The following is a 19,284-nucleotide window of genomic DNA, read 5'->3' as shown; positions in this document are numbered from 1 at the left end:
CGCTCAGGTAGTAGGGTTTTGGGGGCGATCGGGGGGACTGATCGCCGGGCAGCAACGCTGCGAAACCTGTAACGCGAGGAGCATCTGAGTGGCCGAGCAGACTTTCGACATCGTCATCCTGGGCGGCGGAAGCGGAGGCTACGCCACCGCACTCCGAGCCAGCGAGCTCGGCTTCACCGTCGGGATGATCGAGAAGGACAAGGTCGGCGGCACCTGCCTCCACCGCGGCTGCATCCCGACCAAGGCGCTGCTGCACGCCGCCGAGGTCGCGGACTACTCCCGCGAGTCGAGCCACTTCGGGGTGAACACCACCTTCAACGGCGTGGACATCACCGCCGTCACGGCCTACCGCGAGGGCATCGTCGCCAAGAAGTACAAGGGCCTCCAGTCGCTCGTGAAGGCGCGCGGCGTCACCACGATCATCGGCGACGGCAAGGTCACCGGCCCCACCTCGGTGAAGGTCGGCGAGGACACCATCACCGGCAAGCACCTGGTGCTCGCCACCGGCTCCTACTCCCGCAGCCTCCCGGGCCTCGAGCTCGGCGGACGGGTCATCACGTCGGAGCAGGCGCTCACGCTCGACTTCATCCCCAAGAAGGTCGCCGTGCTCGGCGGCGGCGTGATCGGCGTGGAGTTCGCCAGCGTCTGGAAGTCCTTCGGCGCAGACGTCACCATCATCGAAGGCCTGGCCCACCTCGTCCCGAACGAGGAGGAGGTCATCAGCAAGGCCCTCGAGCGCGCCTTCCGCAAGCGCGGCATCGGGTACAAGCTCGGCATCCGCTTCCAGAGCGTGACCCAGGACGACCATGGCGTCGTCGTGACCCTCGAGAACGGCGAGACCGTCGAGGCGGAGCTTCTGCTCGTGGCCGTCGGTCGCGGCCCGGCAACCGCCAACCTCGGCTTCGAGGAGAACGGTATCTCGGTCGACCGCGGGTTCGTGGTGACCAACGAGCGCCTCGCCACCTCCGCGCCGAACACGTACGCCATCGGCGACATCGTCTTCGGCCTGCAGCTCGCGCACCGCAGCTTCCAGCAGGGCATCTTCGTCGCCGAGGAGATCGCGGGCCTCAACCCCGTCGTGATCGACGACGTGAACATCCCGAAGATCACCTACTGCGAGCCCGAGATCGCCTCCGTCGGCCTGACCGAGGCGAAGGCCGTGGAGAAGTTCGGGGCAGACAAGGTGAGCTCCTACGACTACAGCCTCGCCGGCAACGCGAAGAGCGAGATCATCAACACGAGCGGCTCGATCAAGGTCGTGCGGGTCAAGGACGGCCCCATCGTCGGCGTCCACGGCATCGGATCGCGCGTCGGCGAGCTCATCGGCGAAGCGCAGCTCGTCGTGAACTGGGAGGCGTACCCCGAGGACATCGCTCCTCTCATCCACGCGCACCCCACGCAGAACGAAGCCCTCGGCGAGGCGTTCCTCGCGCTCGCCGGCAAGCCCCTGCACGCCCTCTGAACCACCCGTCGACCCGAGCCGAGCCCGGGCGACGACGCCCTCGCGGCCTAGACTGATCACAGCATCCTGCACGAAGGAGACAACCGAATGAGCGAGTCCGTCAACCTCCCCGCACTCGGAGAGAGTGTCACCGAGGGAACGGTCACACGGTGGCTCAAGAACGTCGGCGACCGTGTGGAGGTCGACGAGCCCCTGCTCGAAGTCTCCACCGACAAGGTCGACACCGAGATCCCCTCGCCGATCTCCGGCGTCATCGAGGAGATCCTCGTCGCCGAGGACGAGACGGTCGACGTCGGCACCGCGCTGGTGCGGATCGGCGACGGCTCGTCGTCCGGCGGATCGTCGTCCGACGCTCCTGAGGCGTCGGCAACTCCCGCTCCCCCGGAGGAGGCGGAGTCGGCCGCGACTGCTCCCGAGCCCGTGTCCGAGCAGCCCGCTCCCCCGGCACCCGCCCCGAGCGCCCCGACCGAGACCGGCTACGGCGATCTGCAGGAGACCGCTGCCCAGGGCGCGCCGACCGAGGTCCCCTCCGTCGACGCCCCGATCGAGTCGGAGGCTGCGCCCGCCGCGGCCCCCACCGCGCCGCCTGCACCTGCCGCCGCTCCGGCAGCCCCCGCACCCGCTCCGGCCCCTGCTCCTCCGGCCGCCGCCCCCTCGACTCCAGCACCTGCTCCTGCTCCTGCTCCTGCAGCTCCCGCGCCGGCCGCGGCTCCCGCACCTGCTGCTGCGCCCTCCGGCGGATCGCACGCTGCGGCGTCGGGCTACGTCACGCCGATCGTCCGCAAGCTGGCGAACGACAAGGGCGTCGATCTCAACTCGCTGACCGGCACCGGTGTCGGCGGACGCGTCCGCAAGGAGGACGTCCTCGCCGCCGCCGAGAAGGCCCCCGCAGCGGCCACGCCCGAGGCGCCGTCGACCGCCGCCGCGGTCGAGATCTCCGAGCTCCGCGGCACCACGGTCAAGATGTCGCGCCTGCGCAAGGTCATCGCCGAGCGCGCGGTCATCTCGATGCAGAGCAGCGCACAGCTCACCAGCGTGGTCGAGGTGGACGTCACCAAGGTCGCCCAGTTCCGCGACGCCAAGAAGAGCGAGTTCCAGCAGAAGACCGGCCAGAAGCTGTCGTTCCTGCCGTTCTTCGCCCTGGCCGCCGCAGAGGCGCTCAAGACGTACCCGATCATCAACGCGACCGTCGACGGCGACACCATCGTCTACCCCGACACCGAGAACATCAGCATCGCCGTCGACACCGAGCGCGGTCTGCTCACCCCGGTCGTGCGTGACGCGGGCTCGCTCGATCTGGCCGGTCTCGCCGGACAGATCGCCGACCTGGCCGCACGCACCCGCGACAACAAGCTGAAGCCCGACGAGCTCGCCGGCGGCACGTTCACGCTGACCAACACCGGTTCGCGCGGCGCACTGTTCGACACCCCGCTGGTGTTCCTGCCGCAGGTCGCGATCCTCGGCACCGGCATCGTCGTGAAGAAGCCGGTCGTGGTGAAGGTCGACGGCGCCGACGCGATCGCCGTCCGCTCGATGGTCTACCTGGCCCTCAGCTACGACCACCGGATCGTGGATGGCGCCGACGCGGCGCGGTTCCTCGTGCAGGTCAAGAACCGTCTCGAGGCGGGCGACTTCGCGGCGAACCTCGGGATCTGACTCCTCCGATCGAGCCTCTGCGAAACGTCGACTCGACATCGACGACTGACGCCGGAAGCGGCCCCTCACCTCGGATCATCCGGTGAGGGGCCGTTTCTGCGTCTGCCCCGGCGGGCGCCCGTCACTCGGCTGAGGCGAACGCATCACGTATCCGCCACCCGAGGTCGGTGCGCACGAGAAGGACCGACGAAGCGCCGAAGGTGACGAGCGCTGCATCGCCCAGCCGCTGGACCTGCGCCTCGCCCTCGAGACCCAAGCCCGCGAGGCTGGTGCCGGAGTCGAGAGCCGAGCGGTCGGCCGCCTCCTGAGCCGAACCGGTTTGATCCACTTCGGCGATGCAGGCCGTCGCAGTGTCCGCCGTGCACTGGGAACGGCGTGCGTCCAGCGCTGACGCCGCGGCGGCCGGATCGTCGCCGACGATGGCCGCGACGATCGCCGCCTCCGCTGGGGGCAGCAGGACTCCGTCCGACGCGGCTGGCGTCGGAGGAACCACGGCGCCGGAAGCCGGGGACTCGACGGGGACGGCGAGCACCGCCACCAGCAACGCGGCTGCACCTCCCGCGCCGAGCAGCCAGAACCTCGGCCGTATCGAGCGCAGCGCGGAAGCGGCCCTCGGAAGGAGCACCTGGGCGGCGGGCTGCTTCGAGGCTTCTGTTCGGGCCCGCACGCGCGCCGACGACCTCCGCCGGCTCGCGGTCGTCGAGGGCGCGGCCGATGCGGTTCGGACCTTCGGCCCTCGCCCGAACCATCCCCCGCCCGAGGCAACAGGTCCGTCGTCCTGCTGTATGGCCGGCTCCTGCACGGGAATGCCGCGTCCCGGGATCCGGCTCCATACCTCTCCGACCTCGAGACGATGCCGCGGCGAAGCCATTCGATCGCCGAGCACCCGGACCGGGATCGGCTCGGCGACGGCGAACAGACGCTCCGCCGCATCCTCGATGCCTCCCTCGCCCGCCGCGAGGTCGTCCACCACGGCAACGGGAAGAGTCGGCAGCAGGGCACCGACCATCCGGGCCCACGCCGCGCGGTCTGCGGCGACGCCGTCCGCGTCACGATGACGGGCGGCTCCGAAGCCCACCAGCACCGGCGTGCCATCCGATCGAAGCAGCAGATTGCCGGCGCCCACCCGACCGTGGACCCATCCCGCAGCGTGCAGATCGGCGAGACCGCGCGCGGCCGAGATGAGGAGGGTGACCGCCTCACCGGGATCCAGCCGCTCCCGCCGACGCAGCAGCTCGCCGACGCCGTCGGGTTGCAGCGCCTCGAGGATCAGGCAGCTTCGTCCGTCATCGGTCGTGACGACGTCGAGCAGTCTCACCACATGCTCCGAGGCGGTCGCGCTCAGGGCGAGCAGTTCGTCGGAACCCCCTGCCCCGTCGGCGGTGGAGCGCAGCAGCTTGAGCACGACCTCGGCGTCGACCGCCCCCGGGACCGCTCCCCTACCGTCTTGTGCCGTCGATCCGCCAGCCGACGTGTCCTGATCCCGCGCATCGGGCGACGCCGACGCGGAACCGGTCCGCAGCCGCTCCGGCAGCCGAGCGAGGTGCACGTCGCTGCGCGCGCTGCTCGCCAGCTTCCGGACCAGCTCGTACCCGCCGATCGTCTCCGTCATCCCGGCAGTGTGACCGCCGACTCGACCCTGCGGACGCCGATCGGCGGATCTGTGCAGAACCTGCCCGATTCACGGCCTGTGGACGATCGATGCGACCTCCCGCGCGGCGGTATCCTTGGTGCCATGGCTCGACCCACGACTGCAGAGAAGCCCAAGGCGAAAGAGCCGGGACGGCTCCGTCAGATCTGGGACGTCCTCAAGATGACCCGACGGCTCGATCCGCCGTCCACCTGGTGGCTCCTCGGATCGCTGCTGCTGCCGATCATCGCCGGCCTCATCATCGGCCTCACGACCAATCAGGGCAACGGCTTCGTGCTCGCGCTCTGGATCGTCGTCGGTGTGCTCCTCGGCGTCCTGCTCGGCCTCGTGGTGCTCGGCCGACGGGCCGAGAAGGCCGCCTACTCCCAGATCGCCGGGCAGCCCGGTGCCGTCGGAGCCGTGCTGCGCAGCTCGCTGCGCCGCGGATGGCGCGGCAGCGAGATGCCGGTCGCCGTCAACCCGAAGACGCAGGACGCCATCTACCGCGCCGTCGGGCGCCCGGGAGTGGTCCTGATCGCGGAGGGCCCCAAGACCCGCACCGCGCGCATGCTCGACAAGGAGCGCAGCACGATCGGCCGGATCCTGCCGAACGTTCCGGTCTCCACCCTCCAGGTCGGTCCCGACGCGGAGTCGGTGCAGCTGCATCAGATCAACCGGCGCCTCGGCAAGTTCAAGCCCAAGCTGACCCGCGCGGAGGTCGTCGCGGTGAGCAACCGGCTCAGCTCGCTGACGAGCAGCCAGCTCCCGATCCCGAAGGGGATCGACCCGCTCAAGGTGCGCTCGCAGCGCATGCGCTGAGCGGCGCCATGACGCCCGCCGAGGCCGCCGCAGCTCTCGGAGTTCCGCTCGACGCGACATCGCCCGAGATCCAGCACGCCTTCCTCCGTCGCGCACGCGTGACCCACCCCGACGTGCTCGCCGACGCATCCGACGCCGATCGACGTCGGGCGGGGCTGCAGTTCGCCGACCTCAAGGACGCACGCGACGTGCTGATCGCCATGCGTCCCGCATCCGAGTCCATGGGGCCATCCGAGATCGGCGACGATCTGCGCAGCGACACCCGGCCGAGTGGCGCTGTCCCGGGTCAGCCGACCTTCCGGCGGGTCCGCTCCCGCGGCATGGCCGGCTCGATCATCGCTTTGATCCTGCTCGCCGTCCTGCTCGTCGCCACCGTCAGCGCTCAGGACGCCTTCCGCACCTCGACGATCGTCCCCCTGACCACCCCGACCCCCTGACCGCTCGAGATGCCAGTTTTCGTCCCTATCCGACCGTTTTAGGGACGGAAAGTGGCATCTCGATCGCTTCAGGCGCGGACGATGACCAGGCCCGAGAGCACGTCGTGCAGGCCGCGCTGATCGCGGTCCCAGATGACGGCGGGCACGAAGAGGCAGAGCAGGATCGTGCGCAGCGCCGGACGCCAGAGTCCGCACCAGCCGCCGCGCAGCGGGGTGACGCGCAGTCCGGCCGCGAGGTGGCCGATGCTTCCGCTGAACAGCGTGATGAAGACGTACTGCAGCACCGCGAAGATGATGAGGCTCGCCCACTGGTCCCCGAAGAAGAACAGGGCGTAGACCGCGAAGCTCACGCCGAAGTCGATGAGGATGCCGGCGATCCGACGCCCGGGGCGAGCCACGGACTGCGGGCCGAGGCGGGGCCGACCGAGACGCTCGCCGGGAAACGCCTGGTCGATGGGCGCGGCCGGTCGACTGGACGCCCCGTCCTTCGCCGATGCTCTGCCTGTGGCCACCCTCCAACGGTAGCCGGTGGAATCACCCCTGTAATATTCAGGCAACATTCGCGTCACGACGGGGAAACCGCAGGCTCCTATCGTCGGAGGGCGTATGCAACGCCGATCTCTATCAAACGCACACCCGCATCGAGGAGTACTGCTCTATGTCTCACCCCAAGTTCAGTGATTCATCCGAGGTAATCAAGTTCATCAAGGACACCGGGGTCAAGTTCCTCGACATCCGATTCACCGATCTTCCCGGGGTGCAGCAGCACTTCAACATCCCCGCCTCGACCGTCGATGAGGAGTTCTTCTCCGTCGGCCAGCTGTTCGACGGCTCGTCCATCCGCGGCTTCGCGAACATCCACGAGTCCGACATGCAGCTCATCCCCGACATCTCGACCGCGTACGTCGACCCGTTCCGCGCCGAGCGCACCCTGATCGTCGTCTTCGACATCTTCAACCCGCGCAACGGCGAGGTGTACGGCAAGGACCCGCGCCAGGTCGCCAAGAAGGCCGAGAAGTACCTCGCCTCGACCGGCATCGCCGACACCGCGTTCTTCGCGCCCGAGGCCGAGTTCTACATCTTCGACGACGTGCGCTACGAGGTGAACCAGTACTCGAGCTTCTACCAGGTCGACTCCTCCGAGGCGGCATGGAACAGCGGGCGCGAGGAGGAGGGCGGCAACCTCGCCAACAAGACGCCGTACAAGGGCGGCTACTTCCCCGTGAGCCCCGTCGACCAGCACGCCGATCTGCGCGACGACATCTCGCTCAAGCTGATCGACGCCGGCCTGATCCTCGAGCGCGCCCACCACGAGGTCGGCACCGCCGGCCAGGGCGAGATCAACTACCGCTTCGACACCATGGTGCACGCGGCCGACGACATCCTGAAGTTTAAGTACATCGTCAAGAACACCGCCTTCCAGTGGGGCAAGACCGCGACCTTCATGCCGAAGCCGCTGTTCGGCGACAACGGATCCGGCATGCACACTCACCAGTCGCTGTGGGCCGACGGCAAGCCGCTGTTCTACGACGAGGCCGGCTACGGCGGACTGTCCGACCTCGCGCGCTGGTACATCGGCGGCATCCTCAAGCACGCCCCGTCGCTGCTCGCCTTCACCAACCCCACGGTGAACAGCTACCACCGTCTGGTCCCGGGCTTCGAGGCGCCGGTCAACCTGGTCTACTCGGCCGGCAACCGGTCGGCTGCGATCCGCATCCCGATCACGGGCACGAACCCCAAGGCCAAGCGCATCGAGTTCCGCGCGCCCGACGCCTCGGGCAACCCGTACCTCGCCTTCGCCGCGCAGCTGATGGCCGGTCTCGACGGGATCAAGAACCGGATCGAGCCGCACGAGCCCGTCGACAAGGACCTCTACGAGCTGCCGCCTGAGGAGGCCAAGTCCATCCCGCAGGTTCCCGGATCGCTCGGCGCCGTCCTCGACGCGCTGGAGGCCGACCACGACTACCTGCTGCAGGGCAACGTGTTCACCCAGGACCTCATCGACACCTGGATCGACTACAAGCGCGAGAAGGAGATCAAGCCCCTCGCGCAGCGTCCGCACCCCTTCGAGTACGAGCTCTACTACGGGGTCTGATCCTCAGCGTCACTATTCGACGGGCGGTCACCTCGGTGGCCGCCCGTTCGGCGCTCGCAGGCCACTCGCGCGGTCGTCGCAACCGAACGCGGTCGGTCTATTCACCGCGCTCGGTCGCAACGACCGCGTTCGGCGTTTGAACGGCGGATCTTGAGAGGGGGGCGTGCGGATAGCCTCGAACCATGAGCCGTCCGCTGCCGATCGCCCTCGTCCAGGAAGCCTCTGTGGCGGGAGGCGACCTGGCTCTCTTCGCCACCGACGTCGAAAGACTGACCCGCATCCACCCGAGCACGCGGCTCTTCGTCTACCCCGAGCTGCACCTGACGCCCGGTGAGGAGTTCGCCGACGGCAGCGGCGACGAGTTCGCGCTGGCCGAGCCTCTCGACGGTCCGCGGGATGCAGCACTGTCGCAGCTCGCCAGCGATCTCGGCATCTGGTTGGCGCCCGGCAGCTTCCTCGAGCGCGGCGCGAACGGCGAGTTCCACAACACATCCGCCGTCTACTCTCCTCGCGGAGAGCGGGTGGCCAGCTACCGCAAGATGTTCCCGTGGCGGCCGTACGAGACGGTCACCCCGGGCACCGAGTTCGTCGTCTTCGACATGGAGGACTTCGGTCGGGTAGGACTGTCGATCTGCTACGACTCGTGGTTCCCCGAGAGCACGCGCCACCTGGCGTGGATGGGCGCGGAGCTCATCCTCAACGTTGTCAAGACGCCGACGGCGGATCGCGCTCAGGAGCTCGTCATCGCGCAGGCGAATGCCATCGTCAATCAGGTGTTCTTCGCGAGCGTCAACGCCGCGGCGCCGGATGGACGCGGCCAGAGCCTGCTCATCGATCCGCAGGGCGGCATCCGCTCCCAGGCTGTGGACTCGTCCGCCCAGGTGCTCAGCACGGTGATCGACCTCGACGACGTGCAGCACGCCCGCGACTTCGGCACCGCGGGCGTCAGCCGGCCGTGGCAGCAGTTCGTGCCGGGCGATGTGAACGTGCCGCTGCCGCTCTACTCCGGCCGCCTCGACGCCGACGTGTGGAAGTCCCGCCTCTAGCCAAACCGTCGGTGCGCGGTGCGCGGTGCTCGCGCGGTCGCTATAGCCGAACGCGGTCGGTGTACCGACCGCGTTCGGTTCTGCAGACCGCGCAAAGGGCGCGCGACTCAGAAGGTGGGCTCGCGGAGGCGCTCGACCTCGCCGTAGAACAGCCGCTCGAAGACGGTCCGCGAACGCCGGGTCACCCGCAGGTAGTGCTCTTCGAGCAGCGCCGCCGAGCCGGGCGGGTATTCGAGCAGCCGCGCGACGCCGTCGAGCTGGGTGACCTCCGACGGCAGGATGTCCGACGTCTTGTTGGTCGACAGCGTCATCGCCGAACGCAGCCGTGACGCGAGGATCCACGCCTCCCTCAGCGCGGCCGCATCGTCCTTCTTCAGTAGCCTCGACGACTCCGCGGCAGCCAGCGCAGCGAGCGTCGACGGCGTCCTCAGGCCCTTCACCCGCGAGCCGTGCTGCAGCTGGAGCAGCTGGACGAGCCACTCGACGTCGCTCAAGGTTCCGCGACCGAGCTTGAGGTGCCGCGCGGGATCGGCGCCATGCGGCAGGCGCTCGTTCTCCACCCGCGCCTTGATCCGCTTGACCTCCCGCACGTCGTTCTCGCTGATCTTCCGGGGATACCGGACTCGATCGGCGAGCGCCGTGAAGTCCTGCACGAGGCCGTGGTCGCCGGCCACACCGCGCGCCCGCAGCAGCGCCTGGGCCTCCCAGGTGAGCGACCAGCGCTGGTAGTACGCCTCGTAGGAGCGCAGCGAGCGCACGACGGCGCCGTTCTTGCCCTCGGGCCGCAGCCCGATGTCGAGGTCGAGCGGCAGGCGGTGATCCTCGGTCAGCCGGGTGAACTCGCTGACGATGAACTCGGCGCGGGACTGCGCGAGCTCGGGCGCCATGCCGGCGATCGGCCGATACACGTAGATGATGTCCGCGTCGGAGCCGAAGCCGAGCTCCGCTCCCCCGTATCGGCCCATGGCGATGATCGCGAACTCCGGCCACGGTCCCTCGTCGCGCCGGATGCTGCGCAGGACCCCCGTCAGGATCGCGCTCGTCACGCTGGACAGCGCCTGCCCGAGCTCCTCGATCCGGATGATGCCGAGGATGCCTGCCAGCGCGAGCCGCAGGTACTCTCGGCGTCGAGCGGTCCGGAGCGCGGCTGCTGCGGAGTCGCGGTCGGCATGCCGCGCCACGGTGGCGAGCGTCTCCTCGCGGAGGGCGTCCCAGCTGCGCGGCCGGAGCTGCTCGTCGTCCTCGAGCCAGCGGGTGGCCTCCGGGTAGAGCTCCATCAGCTCGACCACGAAGCGCGATCCCGCCAGGACCTGGGTCAGCCGGAACGCGGCTGCTTGAGAGTCGCGCAGCATGCGCAGATACCAGGCGGTCTCGCCCAGGGACTCGCTGATCCGGCGGAAGGCGAGCAGACCGGCATCGGGGTTCGCGCCCGCGGCGAACCATTCGAGCAGGACCGGGAGCAGGGTCCGCTGCATCGTGGCGCGGCGGGAGACGCCCTGGGTGAGCGCGGCGATGTGCGCGAGGGCGCCGTGCGGATCGATGAAGCCGATCGCCTTGAGTCGCGCTTCGGCCTGCGCGCTGGTCAGCTGCAGCGACTGCTCGGGCAGCCGCGCCACAGCGGAGAGCAGCGGCCGGTAGAACAGGCGCTCGTGCAGGCTGCGGACCTGGCGCTTGGTGCGCTGCCAGCGCGCGGTGAGCTCCTTCGCCGACGAGCCGAGCCGGGTGGCCCGGGCGAGCACCCGCAGCCGCTCCTCGTCTCGCGGCATGAGATGCGTTCGGCTCAGCTGCTCGAGCTGAAGCCGATGCTCCAGCAGACGCAGCACGCGATAGTCCTCGGCGAACTCCGCGGATTCCGTCCGTCCGATGTACCCGGCGGCGGCGAGGGCGTCCAGAGCACGCAGCGTGCCGCGCTCGCGCACCGACGGGTCGGTCTGGCCGTGAACGAGCTGGAGCAGCTGCACGGTGAACTCGATGTCCCGCAGCCCTCCGGGACCGAGCTTGAGCTGGACCTCCCGCTCGTCGGCCGGGATGAAGTCGGTGACCCGCTCGCGCATGCGCTGCACCTGCTCGACGAAGTTCGGTCGGCTGGCGCTGCTCCACACCTTGGGCGCCAGCGCCTCGACGTAGCGCTCCCCCAGCTCGCGATCGCCGGCAAGGGGCCGCGCCTTCAGCAGCGCCTGGAACTCCCAGTCCTTGGCCCAGCGGTCGTAGTAGGCGATGTGCGATTCGAGGGTCCGGACAAGCGCGCCATCCTTGCCCTCGGGGCGGAGGTTGGCGTCCACCTCCCAGAGCGGCGGCTCGACGGCGGTCTCGTGCACGCCCTGCATGGTCAGCATGGCGAGCCGGGTGGCCGCGGGGATCATCCGATCCACGGCGATGTCGGTGTCGGTCGCGCACTCGGCGACGAAGATGACATCCACGTCGCTCACGTAGTTGAGCTCGCGGGCACCCGCCTTGCCCATGCCGATGATGGCGAGCCGTGTCTGGGCGAGCACCTCGGCGCTGAAGACGCCGGGACCGGTGCCGCGGCGGGTCGCGTCGAGGCGGGCGACCGCCAGGGAGGCGTCCAGCGCTGCCGAGGCGAGATCGGCGAGTGCGGCGGTGACGACGTGGATGGCGTCGACCGGGCGCGGCTGTCCCAGATCCCAGGCGGCGAGGCGCAGCAGCTGCCGGCGGTAGGCGACCCGGAGCGCGACCCGGCCCTTGTCGCCGCCGACGGTGGCGACGCCGGTCGGCTGGGCGCCGACGGAGGCGAGCAGATCGTCGGTCAGCTCCTCGGGAGTCGGCGGGGTGACGATGGGCTCGCCGAGCGCCGCGATCTGCTCCGGGTGGCGGAGCACGAACTCGCCGAGCGCCGACGACGCTCCCAGGGCTCGGACGAGCCGACGGGTCACTCCCGCGGACGCCAGGGTCGAGCGGAGCGCATCGGGATGTCGCCGGCCGAGCGAGATCAGCCAGTCGAGGGCCTGATCCGGATCGGCTGAATCCCCGAAGACGGAGAGCAGCTCCTCCGATGGAGTCCGTCCCAGTTCCTCGAGCTCGACGAGGCGGTCGGCGACAGTGCCGAGGTCGGCGAAGCCGAGCTTCGCCATCTCGGTGAGGGACATCAGCTCACGGCGCATGACCTACCCGCACTGTGCCGCCGCACCATCACGTCGCACCGTGTCGTCGCACCGTGTCGTCGCATCATTGCGCCGCCGTTCAGCCGGATCCGCTCGAGTCGCCGCTGGCTCGATCGCATGGCGCGACCGCTCAGAGCACCTCGAGGTTGGAGCGCAGCTCGTAGGGAGTGACCTGCGCGCGGTACTCGCGCCACTCGCGGCGCTTGTTGAGCAGCACGTAGTTGAAGACCTGCTCGCCGAGGGTCTCGGCGACGAGCTCGGAGTCCTCCATGTGCTGGATGGCGTGGTCGAGGCTCGCAGGCAGCGGCTTGTAGCCCAGCGCGCGACGCTCGGCGTCGCTCATCTCCCACACGTTGTCCTCGGCCTCGGCGGGGAGCTCGTAGCCCTCCTCGATGCCCTTGAGGCCGGCGGCGAGCATGAGCGACAGGGCGAGGTACGGGTTCGCGGCCGAGTCGATGGCGCGGTACTCGACACGGGACGACTGGCCCTTGTTGGGCTTGTACAGCGGCACGCGCACCAGCGCGGAGCGGTTGTTGTGGCCCCAGGTGACGAAGCTCGGCGCCTCTCCCAGCTTGGACTGGCCCGAACCGCCCCAGAGCCGCTTGTAGGAGTTGACGAACTGGTTCGTCACCGCGGTGATCTCGGGAGCGTGGTGCAGCAGGCCGGCGATGAACTGACGGCCGATCGTGGACAGCTGGTACTGGGCGCTCGCGTCGTAGAACGCGTTGGTGTCGCCCTCGAACAGCGAGAGGTGCATGTGCATGCCCGAGCCCGGCTCGTTCTGCAGCGGCTTCGGCATGAACGTCGCATAGACGCCCTGCTCGATGGCCACCTCCTTGATGACCGTGCGGAAGGTCATGATGTTGTCCGCGGTGGTCAGCGCATCGGCGTACCGGAGGTCGATCTCGTTCTGGCCCGGGCCGGCTTCGTGGTGGCTGAACTCCACCGAGATGCCGAGGTCCTCGAGCATCCGGACGGAGCGGCGGCGGAAGTCGTGCGCGGTGCCGCCGGGCACGTTGTCGAAGTAGCCGGCGGAGTCGACCGGCTCGGGGCCGTCGGCGCCGAACTGGCTCGACTTCAGCAGGTAGAACTCGATCTCGGGGTGCGTGTAGAAGGTGAAGCCGCGCTCGGCGGCCTTCGCGAGGGTGCGCTTGAGGACGTTGCGGGGGTCGGCGGCGTGGGGCTGGCCGTCGGGCGTGGTGATGTCGCAGAACATCCGCGCGGTCGGGTCGATCTCGCCCCGCCAGGGCAGGATCTGGAACGTCGTGGGATCGGGGTGCGCCAGCACATCCGCTTCGAACGCGCGGGTCAGGCCCTCGATCGCCGAACCGTCGAATCCGAGGCCCTCGGCGAACGCGCCCTCCACCTCGGCCGGCGCGATGGCGACGGACTTGAGCGTGCCGACGACGTCGGTGAACCAGAGTCGCACGAACTTGATGCCGCGCTCCTCGATGGTGCGGAGTACGAAGTCGCGCTGCTTGTCGACCACTGGCCGGCCTTCCTCGCAGGCCAGTCGGCCCGCCTGATCCTCGAGCCTTGCGGCCTTCGCGTGTCTGCTGTCGAGGCGTCGCAGCGCCTGCGCAGCACGGGGGCGAAACCCCCGTTTGGTGCCCTATTAGGCTAGTGGCTGTGCCAGCCGTTCGCTTGGCGCTCGCCCAGACGAACCCTGTGGTCGGCGCCCTCAAGGCCAACTCCGATCAGATCGTCGAGTTCACCCGGCGCGCCGTCGCGGCCGGGGCCGATCTCGTCGGCTTCGGCGAGATGGCGATCTCCGGATATCCGATCGAAGACCTCGCCACCCGCCCCTCGTTCCTGCGGTCGGCGCACGACTCCGTGCTCGCGCTGGCGACCCGGCTGAAGGAGGAGGGCCTGGGCGACGTGCCCGTCATCGTCGGGTACCCGGACGGCCCGTTCGATCCGCGCCTCGAAGGCACGAGCAACGCGCCCACCGCGATCGCTCAGAACTGCGCTGGCGTGCTCTACGGCGGCGAGCTGATCGGGCGTCAGGCCAAGTTCCACCTGCCCAACTACTCGGTCTTCGACGAGTACCGTAACTTCATCCCGGGCGACGAGCTGATCGTGCTCCGCATCGGCGACGTCGATGTCGCGCTCGCGGTCTGCGAGGACATCTGGCGCGACGGCGGGCCGGTCAGCCGGGTCTCGAGCGCCGATGCCGGCGTGCTGTTCGTGATCAACGCGTCGCCGTACGAGCGGGACAAGGACGACATCCGACTGCCGCTCGTGCAGAAGCGATCGCTCGAGACCGACACCGTCGTGGCCTACGTCAACCTCGTCGGCGGCCAGGACGACCTCGTCTTCGACGGGGACAGCGTCGTGGTCGACCAGCACGGCAGGATCCTGGCCCGCGCCCCGCAGTTCGAGGAGCACCTGCTGATCGTCGACGTGCAGGCGGAGGCGGCCACTCCCCCGTCGATCACCGAGGGGATCAACCGGATCGAGCTTCCGAAGCGCGGGGGCGCCAAGCCTCCGCTCGCCTCGGACATCGCCGAGCTGCCCGACGACCGCGAGCAGATCTGGAACGCCCTGGTCCTCGGCCTGCGCGACTACGTCGAGAAGAACGGCTTCCCGTCCGTCATCCTGGGTCTCTCGGGTGGGATCGACTCGTCCGTCGTCGCCTCCATCGCCGCCGACGCGATCGGCGCCGATCGGGTCTACGGCGTCTCCATGCCGTCCCGGCACTCGAGCGACCACTCCCGTGGAGACGCCGACGACCTGGCGGAGCGGATCGGAGTGCACTACCGCACCGAGGCGATCATCGACCTGGTGACGCCGTTCGAGACGCAGCTGCACCTCGACGGCCTCGCCGCCGAGAACCTGCAGGCGCGCGTGCGCGGAGTCATCCTGATGGGCCTGTCCAACGCCGAGGGTCACCTGGTGCTGACGACGGGCAACAAGAGCGAGCTCGCGGTGGGCTACTCGACGATCTATGGCGACTCCGTGGGCGGCTTCGGACCGCTCAAGGACGTGCCGAAGATGCTCGTCTGGGAGCTCGCGCGCTGGCGCAATGAGGCGGCCGCGGCCCGCGGCGAGGTGCCGCCCATCCCCGAGAACTCGATCAGCAAGCCGCCGTCGGCCGAGCTGCGGCCGGGCCAGGAGGATCAGGACTCGCTGCCGCCCTACGAGGACCTCGACGCGATCCTCGACGCCTTCATCGGCCGCCGATTCGGCCCGCAGGACATCGCCGACCTCGGCTATCCGCCCGAGCTGGTGGACGACATCCTGCGCCTCGTCGACCGCGCGGAGTGGAAGCGCCGGCAGAGCGCCATCGGCACGAAGATCTCGCAGATGGCCTTCGGCCGCGACCGCCGCCTGCCGATCACCTACCGCCCGCATGGCTGACCGCTTCGGCAACCGGTCTCGAGACGGCGCTGGCGCGCCTCCTCGACCAACCACATGAGCACGACCCGACCACAGACGTTGGTCGAGGAGCGCCGTCTGCGGCGCGTCTCGAGACCGGCCGAGTCCGTCCAGCCCCGGGCATCCCACCCCCGCCCATAGACTTGCGGACATGACAGAGCAGTCGCCGTCCACCGGCGAAACGGCCGAGACCGCTCCCTACGGAGGCTCTGCAGCGTCCTCCGACGAGCCGCTGAAGCGGGTGCGCAAGCGTCACTTCCAGCGAGCTCGCGACACGGGGGTCCCCATCGTCGGACTCACCAGCTACGACCAGCTGAGCGCCCGCATCTTCGATGAGGCGGGGGTCGACTTCCTGCTGGTCGGCGACTCCGCCGGCAATGTCGTCTACGGCTACCACTCCACGGTTCCGGTCACCGTCGACGAGCTCATCCCCCTCACCCGTGCCGTCGCGTCGGCCACCAAGCGGGCCTTCGTCATTGCCGACATGCCCTTCGGCTCCTACGAGCTGAGCCCCGAGCAGGCGCTGACCACCGCATTCCGCTTCATGAAGGAGACGGGTGCGCACGCCGTCAAGCTCGAGGGCGGTGTGCGCAGCGCCGAGCAGATCCGTCGGATCGTCGGCGCCGGGATCCCCGTGATGGCGCACATCGGCTTCACTCCGCAGAGCGAGCACCAGATCGGCGGGCACGTCATCCAGGGTCGTGGCGACCAGGAGGAGGCCCTTTTGGCCGATGCCCTCGCCGTCGAGGAGGCCGGTGCCTTCTCGGTGGTGCTGGAGATGATCCCGAGCAGTGCGGCCAAGCGGGTGACCGAAGCGCTGACCATCCCCACGATCAGCGTGGGGGCGGGCCCGCACACGAGCGGGCAGCTCATGGTCTGGACCGACTTCGCGGGCTTCAGCGGCGGTCGCTACCCGAAGTTCGTCAAGCGGTACGCCGACCTCCGGGGCGTGCTGACCGATGCGGTCACCGCCTTCCGCGACGACGTGGCATCCGGCGCCTATCCCGCCGCGGAGCACGAGTACGACTGAGCGCTGCACCGCGCAGCCCTCATCGGGATGACGGGAACCGCCGCTCTGAGCGCCGGATAGCGGCGATTGGAGACATCTCGGCCGGACCGGGCAGCTCACTTCCGCCGGAGCTCGGAGAACCCTCTGCCGTCGACCCACGACTGGACGATCAGCAGCGATTCGGCGGCATCGACGAAGGTGAGCACCGCCTCGCGGATGTCGAGAGCGAAGTAGGCGCCCTCGGGCTGTTCCGCATTCGGCGGCGCGATGCTGAGCAGTCGGCCGCTGAGCTTCGCGTCACCCCGCCACTCCCCCACCTCCTTCGGCGGTTCGAGGGTCGGGCTGTGGATGGCCACTCGCGGATCGCGCTCGACATCGGCGAGCTTTCGTGAGCCGGGCATCATGCCGAGCGTCACCCGCTCGCCATCGAACTCGAGCTCGGTTCCGCTGATCCGCGGCGACCCGTCGCGCCGAAGCGTCGCGATGGTCTTGTTGGTGCCCGCCGAGAACCGCTCGTGCACCCGCCCGGCGAACCCGGGTGCGTCGACCGCGATCTCTCGCCACGTTGCCATGAGGGAAGTCTGCCGCGCACCGCCGACAGAGCGCCGCGCACCGCCGACAGAGCGCCGCTCACCGCCTCATCGGGGTGGAACCTCCCGAAGCGGTCAGCTCCTCCAGGAGTCGGAAGCCTCTTCGGCCGCCCACTTCTCGCTGTTCGCCTTGATCTTCTCCGGTGCCTTGGCGGCCTCCTCCGGGGTGGCGAACGGGCCTGCGAGGTCGAGCGAATTGGACTGCTTGCCCGTCTCCACCTCGCCGGTGCGGGTGTTGTACCAGTACTCGATGTCAGCCATGGCGCCCTCTCCGGCCCCGGTCCCGGCGCCTCTAGGCTGATCCTATGCCGCGCTCCTCCGACGGACGTCTAACGCCGGGAACGCTCAGCCCCCTCCGAGAGGTGCCCGCCGACATCGCCCGTCCGGAATACGTCGGACGGCCGGCTCCGGCTCCCTACACCGGCCCCCACGTGATGAACCCGGACACCGTGGATCGCATCCGGATCGCCGGCCGGATCGCCGCACAGGCGGTAGAGGTGGTGGGCGCCGCCATCCGTCCGGGCGTGACGACGGACGAGCTCGACGCGATCGGCCATCAGTTCCTGATCGAGCACGGCGCGTACCCGTCGACGCTCGGCTATCGGGGGTTCCCGAAGTCGGTCTGCACCTCGATCAACGAGGTCGTCTGCCATGGCATCCCCGACGACACCGTGCTCGAAGACGGTGACATCATCAATATCGACATCACCGCGTTCACCGGTGGGGTGCACGGCGATCTCAACAGGACGTTCGCGGTGGGCGCGATCGGCGACGACGCCCGTCAGCTCATCGAACGCACGCGCGAGGCGCTCGCTCGCGGCATCAGGGCCGTGGCTCCAGGGCGGCAGGTCAACGTCATCGGCCGCGCCATCGAGAGCTACGCGCGACGGTTCGGCTACGGCGTCGTCCGTGACTACACCGGGCACGGCGTGCACACGACGTTCCACTCGAGGCTGGTCATCCCGCACTACGACGCGGCTCCGGCGCACGCGCTCATCATGGAGCCCGGCATGGTGTTCACGATCGAGCCGATGCTGACCTTCGGCGAGACCCGCTGGGATCTCTGGGCCGACGACTGGACCGTCGTCACCCGGGATCGCGGGCTGACCGCGCAGTTCGAGCACACCCTCGTCGTCACCGAGACGGGCGCGGAGATCCTCACCCTGGTGTGAAGGACGGGGCCGCCGCCCGGGTCAGGGCTTCTGCAGGCCCGAGCCGGTCTCGAGCACGCTCTTCAAGCCGCTCAGCACCCGCATCCATCCCGCTCCGCCGACGTCGGCGGCGGTGCGCGGCGAGTTCTCCAACCGGTCATGGGTGAGGGTCAGCTGGCAGAAGCCCTCGGGCAGCTCCTCGATCTCCCAGGTGACGCGGCTGGTGGGCTCATCGGCCAGCGACGGGTCGTAGAGGGACCTCCATCCCACGACGAGGCGAGTCGGGCGATGCGATTCAAGGACCACCTCGTCGCCCCACAGGTCGGCCCCGTCCGGCGATCGATAGCGGAACGGGGTCCCGACCTCGCCCGTCGTCTCGACGAGAGCCCCATAGAAGTACTGGGCGCTGAGGCGCGGCGACGTGATCGCCTCCCAGATCGCCTCGGGTGACGCCGTGATGAAGATCCGGTGGATCTGGGTCGAATCGGCCGCCGACGGGGATGCAGCGCTCATGAGTCTTCCTCCAGCTGTCGCTTGAGACGGACGAGCGCCGCGGTCGCGGGCTCGGTGTACTTGTCGATCCAGCGGTCGTGGATCTGCCGGATCGGGATGCGGTTGAGATGGCTGCGCCGCTCCCTCCCCACGGTCCGCACGGTGATCAGGTTCGCCTCCTCGAGCACGCGGAGGTGCTTGGCGACCCCGAACCGGCTCATCGGCAGCTCTCGTTCCAGTTCCGAGACCGAGAGTCCGTCCGTGAGGAAGAGCCGGTCGAGGATGCTCCGTCGAGTCGGATCGGCCAGCGCCTTGAACACGAGATCGTCGTCCTCGGGCATGCATCGACCATAGGTGACCAGAGGGTCACGTGTCTAGATGCGTTGGGCGGAAGGGA

At 69.3% G+C, this 19,284-nt stretch carries 17 protein-coding genes; 9 read left to right on the top strand and 8 right to left on the bottom strand.

The annotated features are described in order from the left end of the window. The first annotated feature begins 88 nt into the window (after positions 1-88). Complete coding sequence (gene lpdA / locus E6C64_RS00825; RefSeq protein ID WP_136425729.1) at positions 89-1,462, top strand: dihydrolipoyl dehydrogenase; 1,374 nt, start codon at positions 89-91, stop codon at positions 1,460-1,462. A gap of 87 nt (positions 1,463-1,549) precedes the next feature. After that, positions 1,550-3,118, top strand: a complete 1,569-nt coding sequence (gene sucB / locus E6C64_RS00820; protein ID WP_136425728.1) for a 2-oxoglutarate dehydrogenase, E2 component, dihydrolipoamide succinyltransferase — start codon at positions 1,550-1,552, stop codon at positions 3,116-3,118. 121 nt (positions 3,119-3,239) lie between these two features. Here sucB and E6C64_RS00815 read toward each other — a convergent pair whose 3' ends face one another. Further along, entirely contained in the window at positions 3,240-4,730 is a 1,491-nt protein-coding gene (locus E6C64_RS00815) for a protein kinase (protein WP_136425727.1), read from the bottom strand. 123 nt (positions 4,731-4,853) lie between these two features. Here E6C64_RS00815 and E6C64_RS00810 point away from each other — a divergent pair, with 123 nt between their 5' ends. Both E6C64_RS00810 and E6C64_RS00805 read left to right on the top strand, forming a co-directional pair. After that, positions 4,854-5,567, top strand: a complete 714-nt coding sequence (locus tag E6C64_RS00810) for a DUF4191 domain-containing protein (RefSeq protein ID WP_136425726.1) — start codon at positions 4,854-4,856, stop codon at positions 5,565-5,567. Positions 5,568-5,575: 8 nt separating this feature from the next. Continuing rightward, positions 5,576-6,004, top strand: a complete 429-nt coding sequence (locus E6C64_RS00805; protein ID WP_136425725.1) for a J domain-containing protein — start codon at positions 5,576-5,578, stop codon at positions 6,002-6,004. A gap of 68 nt (positions 6,005-6,072) precedes the next feature. Here E6C64_RS00805 and E6C64_RS00800 read toward each other — a convergent pair whose 3' ends face one another. Next, positions 6,073-6,516, bottom strand: a complete 444-nt coding sequence (locus E6C64_RS00800; protein WP_438941826.1) for an RDD family protein — start codon at positions 6,514-6,516, stop codon at positions 6,073-6,075. A gap of 146 nt (positions 6,517-6,662) precedes the next feature. Between E6C64_RS00800 and glnA the strand changes: the two genes are divergently transcribed. Next, positions 6,663-8,099, top strand: a complete 1,437-nt coding sequence (gene glnA, locus E6C64_RS00795) for a type I glutamate--ammonia ligase (protein ID WP_136425724.1) — start codon at positions 6,663-6,665, stop codon at positions 8,097-8,099. 182 nt (positions 8,100-8,281) lie between these two features. After that, positions 8,282-9,145, top strand: a complete 864-nt coding sequence (locus E6C64_RS00790; protein WP_136425723.1) for a carbon-nitrogen hydrolase family protein — start codon at positions 8,282-8,284, stop codon at positions 9,143-9,145. Between the two features lie 107 nt (positions 9,146-9,252). Here E6C64_RS00790 and E6C64_RS00785 read toward each other — a convergent pair whose 3' ends face one another. Both E6C64_RS00785 and E6C64_RS00780 read right to left on the bottom strand, forming a co-directional pair. After that, the gene (locus tag E6C64_RS00785) at positions 9,253-12,267 is read right to left on the bottom strand and encodes a bifunctional [glutamine synthetase] adenylyltransferase/[glutamine synthetase]-adenylyl-L-tyrosine phosphorylase (protein ID WP_136425722.1); all 3,015 of its coding nucleotides are present in this window, start codon (positions 12,265-12,267) and stop codon (positions 9,253-9,255) included. 130 nt (positions 12,268-12,397) lie between these two features. Next, a complete protein-coding gene (locus E6C64_RS00780; protein ID WP_136425721.1) occupies positions 12,398-13,756 on the bottom strand; it encodes a glutamine synthetase family protein in 1,359 nt (452 codons plus the stop codon). A 140-nt stretch (positions 13,757-13,896) separates the two neighbouring features. Between E6C64_RS00780 and E6C64_RS00775 the strand changes: the two genes are divergently transcribed. Together E6C64_RS00775 and panB are read left to right on the top strand one after the other, a co-directional pair. Further along, a complete protein-coding gene (locus E6C64_RS00775; protein ID WP_136425720.1) occupies positions 13,897-15,627 on the top strand; it encodes an NAD+ synthase in 1,731 nt (576 codons plus the stop codon). 169 nt (positions 15,628-15,796) lie between these two features. Next, positions 15,797-16,675 (top strand): 3-methyl-2-oxobutanoate hydroxymethyltransferase, encoded by an 879-nt coding sequence (gene panB, locus E6C64_RS00770; protein WP_136425719.1) that lies wholly within the window; start codon positions 15,797-15,799, stop codon positions 16,673-16,675. A 95-nt stretch (positions 16,676-16,770) separates the two neighbouring features. Here panB and E6C64_RS00765 read toward each other — a convergent pair whose 3' ends face one another. Both E6C64_RS00765 and E6C64_RS00760 read right to left on the bottom strand, forming a co-directional pair. Then, on the bottom strand, positions 16,771-17,226 hold the full coding sequence (locus E6C64_RS00765; RefSeq protein ID WP_136425718.1) for a pyridoxamine 5'-phosphate oxidase family protein: 456 nt from the start codon (positions 17,224-17,226) through the stop codon (positions 16,771-16,773). Between the two features lie 93 nt (positions 17,227-17,319). Next, positions 17,320-17,505: an SPOR domain-containing protein gene (locus E6C64_RS00760; protein ID WP_136425717.1), complete on the bottom strand. Its 186-nt coding sequence runs from the start codon at positions 17,503-17,505 to the stop codon at positions 17,320-17,322. A 44-nt stretch (positions 17,506-17,549) separates the two neighbouring features. Here E6C64_RS00760 and map point away from each other — a divergent pair, with 44 nt between their 5' ends. Continuing rightward, positions 17,550-18,416 carry a type I methionyl aminopeptidase gene (map, locus tag E6C64_RS00755; protein ID WP_136425716.1) on the top strand — a complete coding sequence of 289 codons (867 nt, stop codon included), beginning with the start codon at positions 17,550-17,552 and terminating at the stop codon, positions 18,414-18,416. A 21-nt stretch (positions 18,417-18,437) separates the two neighbouring features. Here the strand turns inward: map and E6C64_RS00750 are convergent, their stop codons facing one another. Both E6C64_RS00750 and E6C64_RS00745 read right to left on the bottom strand, forming a co-directional pair. After that, complete coding sequence (locus E6C64_RS00750; protein ID WP_136425715.1) at positions 18,438-18,908, bottom strand: SRPBCC domain-containing protein; 471 nt, start codon at positions 18,906-18,908, stop codon at positions 18,438-18,440. Further along, entirely contained in the window at positions 18,905-19,228 is a 324-nt protein-coding gene (locus E6C64_RS00745) for an ArsR/SmtB family transcription factor (RefSeq protein WP_199240921.1), read from the bottom strand. The genes E6C64_RS00750 and E6C64_RS00745 overlap by 4 nt, the downstream gene beginning before the upstream one ends. Positions 19,229-19,284: the final 56 nt, after the last annotated feature.

The sequence above is a fragment of the Naasia lichenicola genome (genome assembly GCF_004801885.1).
In the GTDB taxonomy this organism is placed as follows: Bacteria; Actinomycetota; Actinomycetes; order Actinomycetales; family Microbacteriaceae; genus Naasia; species Naasia lichenicola.
This window is presented reverse-complemented; position numbering and strand designations above follow the sequence as displayed.

What these genes read in the sequence shown, in the direction of transcription:
- E6C64_RS00810 (WP_136425726.1), top strand. Translation starts at nt 4,854, where the DNA reads ATGGCTCGACCCACGACTGCAGAGAAGCCCAAGGCGAAAGAGCCGGGA.
- E6C64_RS00760 (WP_136425717.1), bottom strand. Translation starts at nt 17,505, where the DNA reads ATGGCTGACATCGAGTACTGGTACAACACCCGCACCGGCGAGGTGGAG.
- glnA (WP_136425724.1), top strand. Translation starts at nt 6,663, where the DNA reads ATGTCTCACCCCAAGTTCAGTGATTCATCCGAGGTAATCAAGTTCATC.
- sucB (WP_136425728.1), top strand. Translation starts at nt 1,550, where the DNA reads ATGAGCGAGTCCGTCAACCTCCCCGCACTCGGAGAGAGTGTCACCGAG.
- map (WP_136425716.1), top strand. Translation starts at nt 17,550, where the DNA reads ATGCCGCGCTCCTCCGACGGACGTCTAACGCCGGGAACGCTCAGCCCC.
- panB (WP_136425719.1), top strand. Translation starts at nt 15,797, where the DNA reads ATGACAGAGCAGTCGCCGTCCACCGGCGAAACGGCCGAGACCGCTCCC.
- E6C64_RS00815 (WP_136425727.1), bottom strand. Translation starts at nt 4,730, where the DNA reads ATGACGGAGACGATCGGCGGGTACGAGCTGGTCCGGAAGCTGGCGAGC.
- E6C64_RS00805 (WP_136425725.1), top strand. Translation starts at nt 5,576, where the DNA reads ATGACGCCCGCCGAGGCCGCCGCAGCTCTCGGAGTTCCGCTCGACGCG.
- E6C64_RS00785 (WP_136425722.1), bottom strand. Translation starts at nt 12,267, where the DNA reads ATGCGCCGTGAGCTGATGTCCCTCACCGAGATGGCGAAGCTCGGCTTC.
- E6C64_RS00750 (WP_136425715.1), bottom strand. Translation starts at nt 18,908, where the DNA reads ATGAGCGCTGCATCCCCGTCGGCGGCCGATTCGACCCAGATCCACCGG.
- E6C64_RS00765 (WP_136425718.1), bottom strand. Translation starts at nt 17,226, where the DNA reads ATGGCAACGTGGCGAGAGATCGCGGTCGACGCACCCGGGTTCGCCGGG.
- E6C64_RS00790 (WP_136425723.1), top strand. Translation starts at nt 8,282, where the DNA reads ATGAGCCGTCCGCTGCCGATCGCCCTCGTCCAGGAAGCCTCTGTGGCG.
- E6C64_RS00745 (WP_199240921.1), bottom strand. Translation starts at nt 19,228, where the DNA reads ATGCCCGAGGACGACGATCTCGTGTTCAAGGCGCTGGCCGATCCGACT.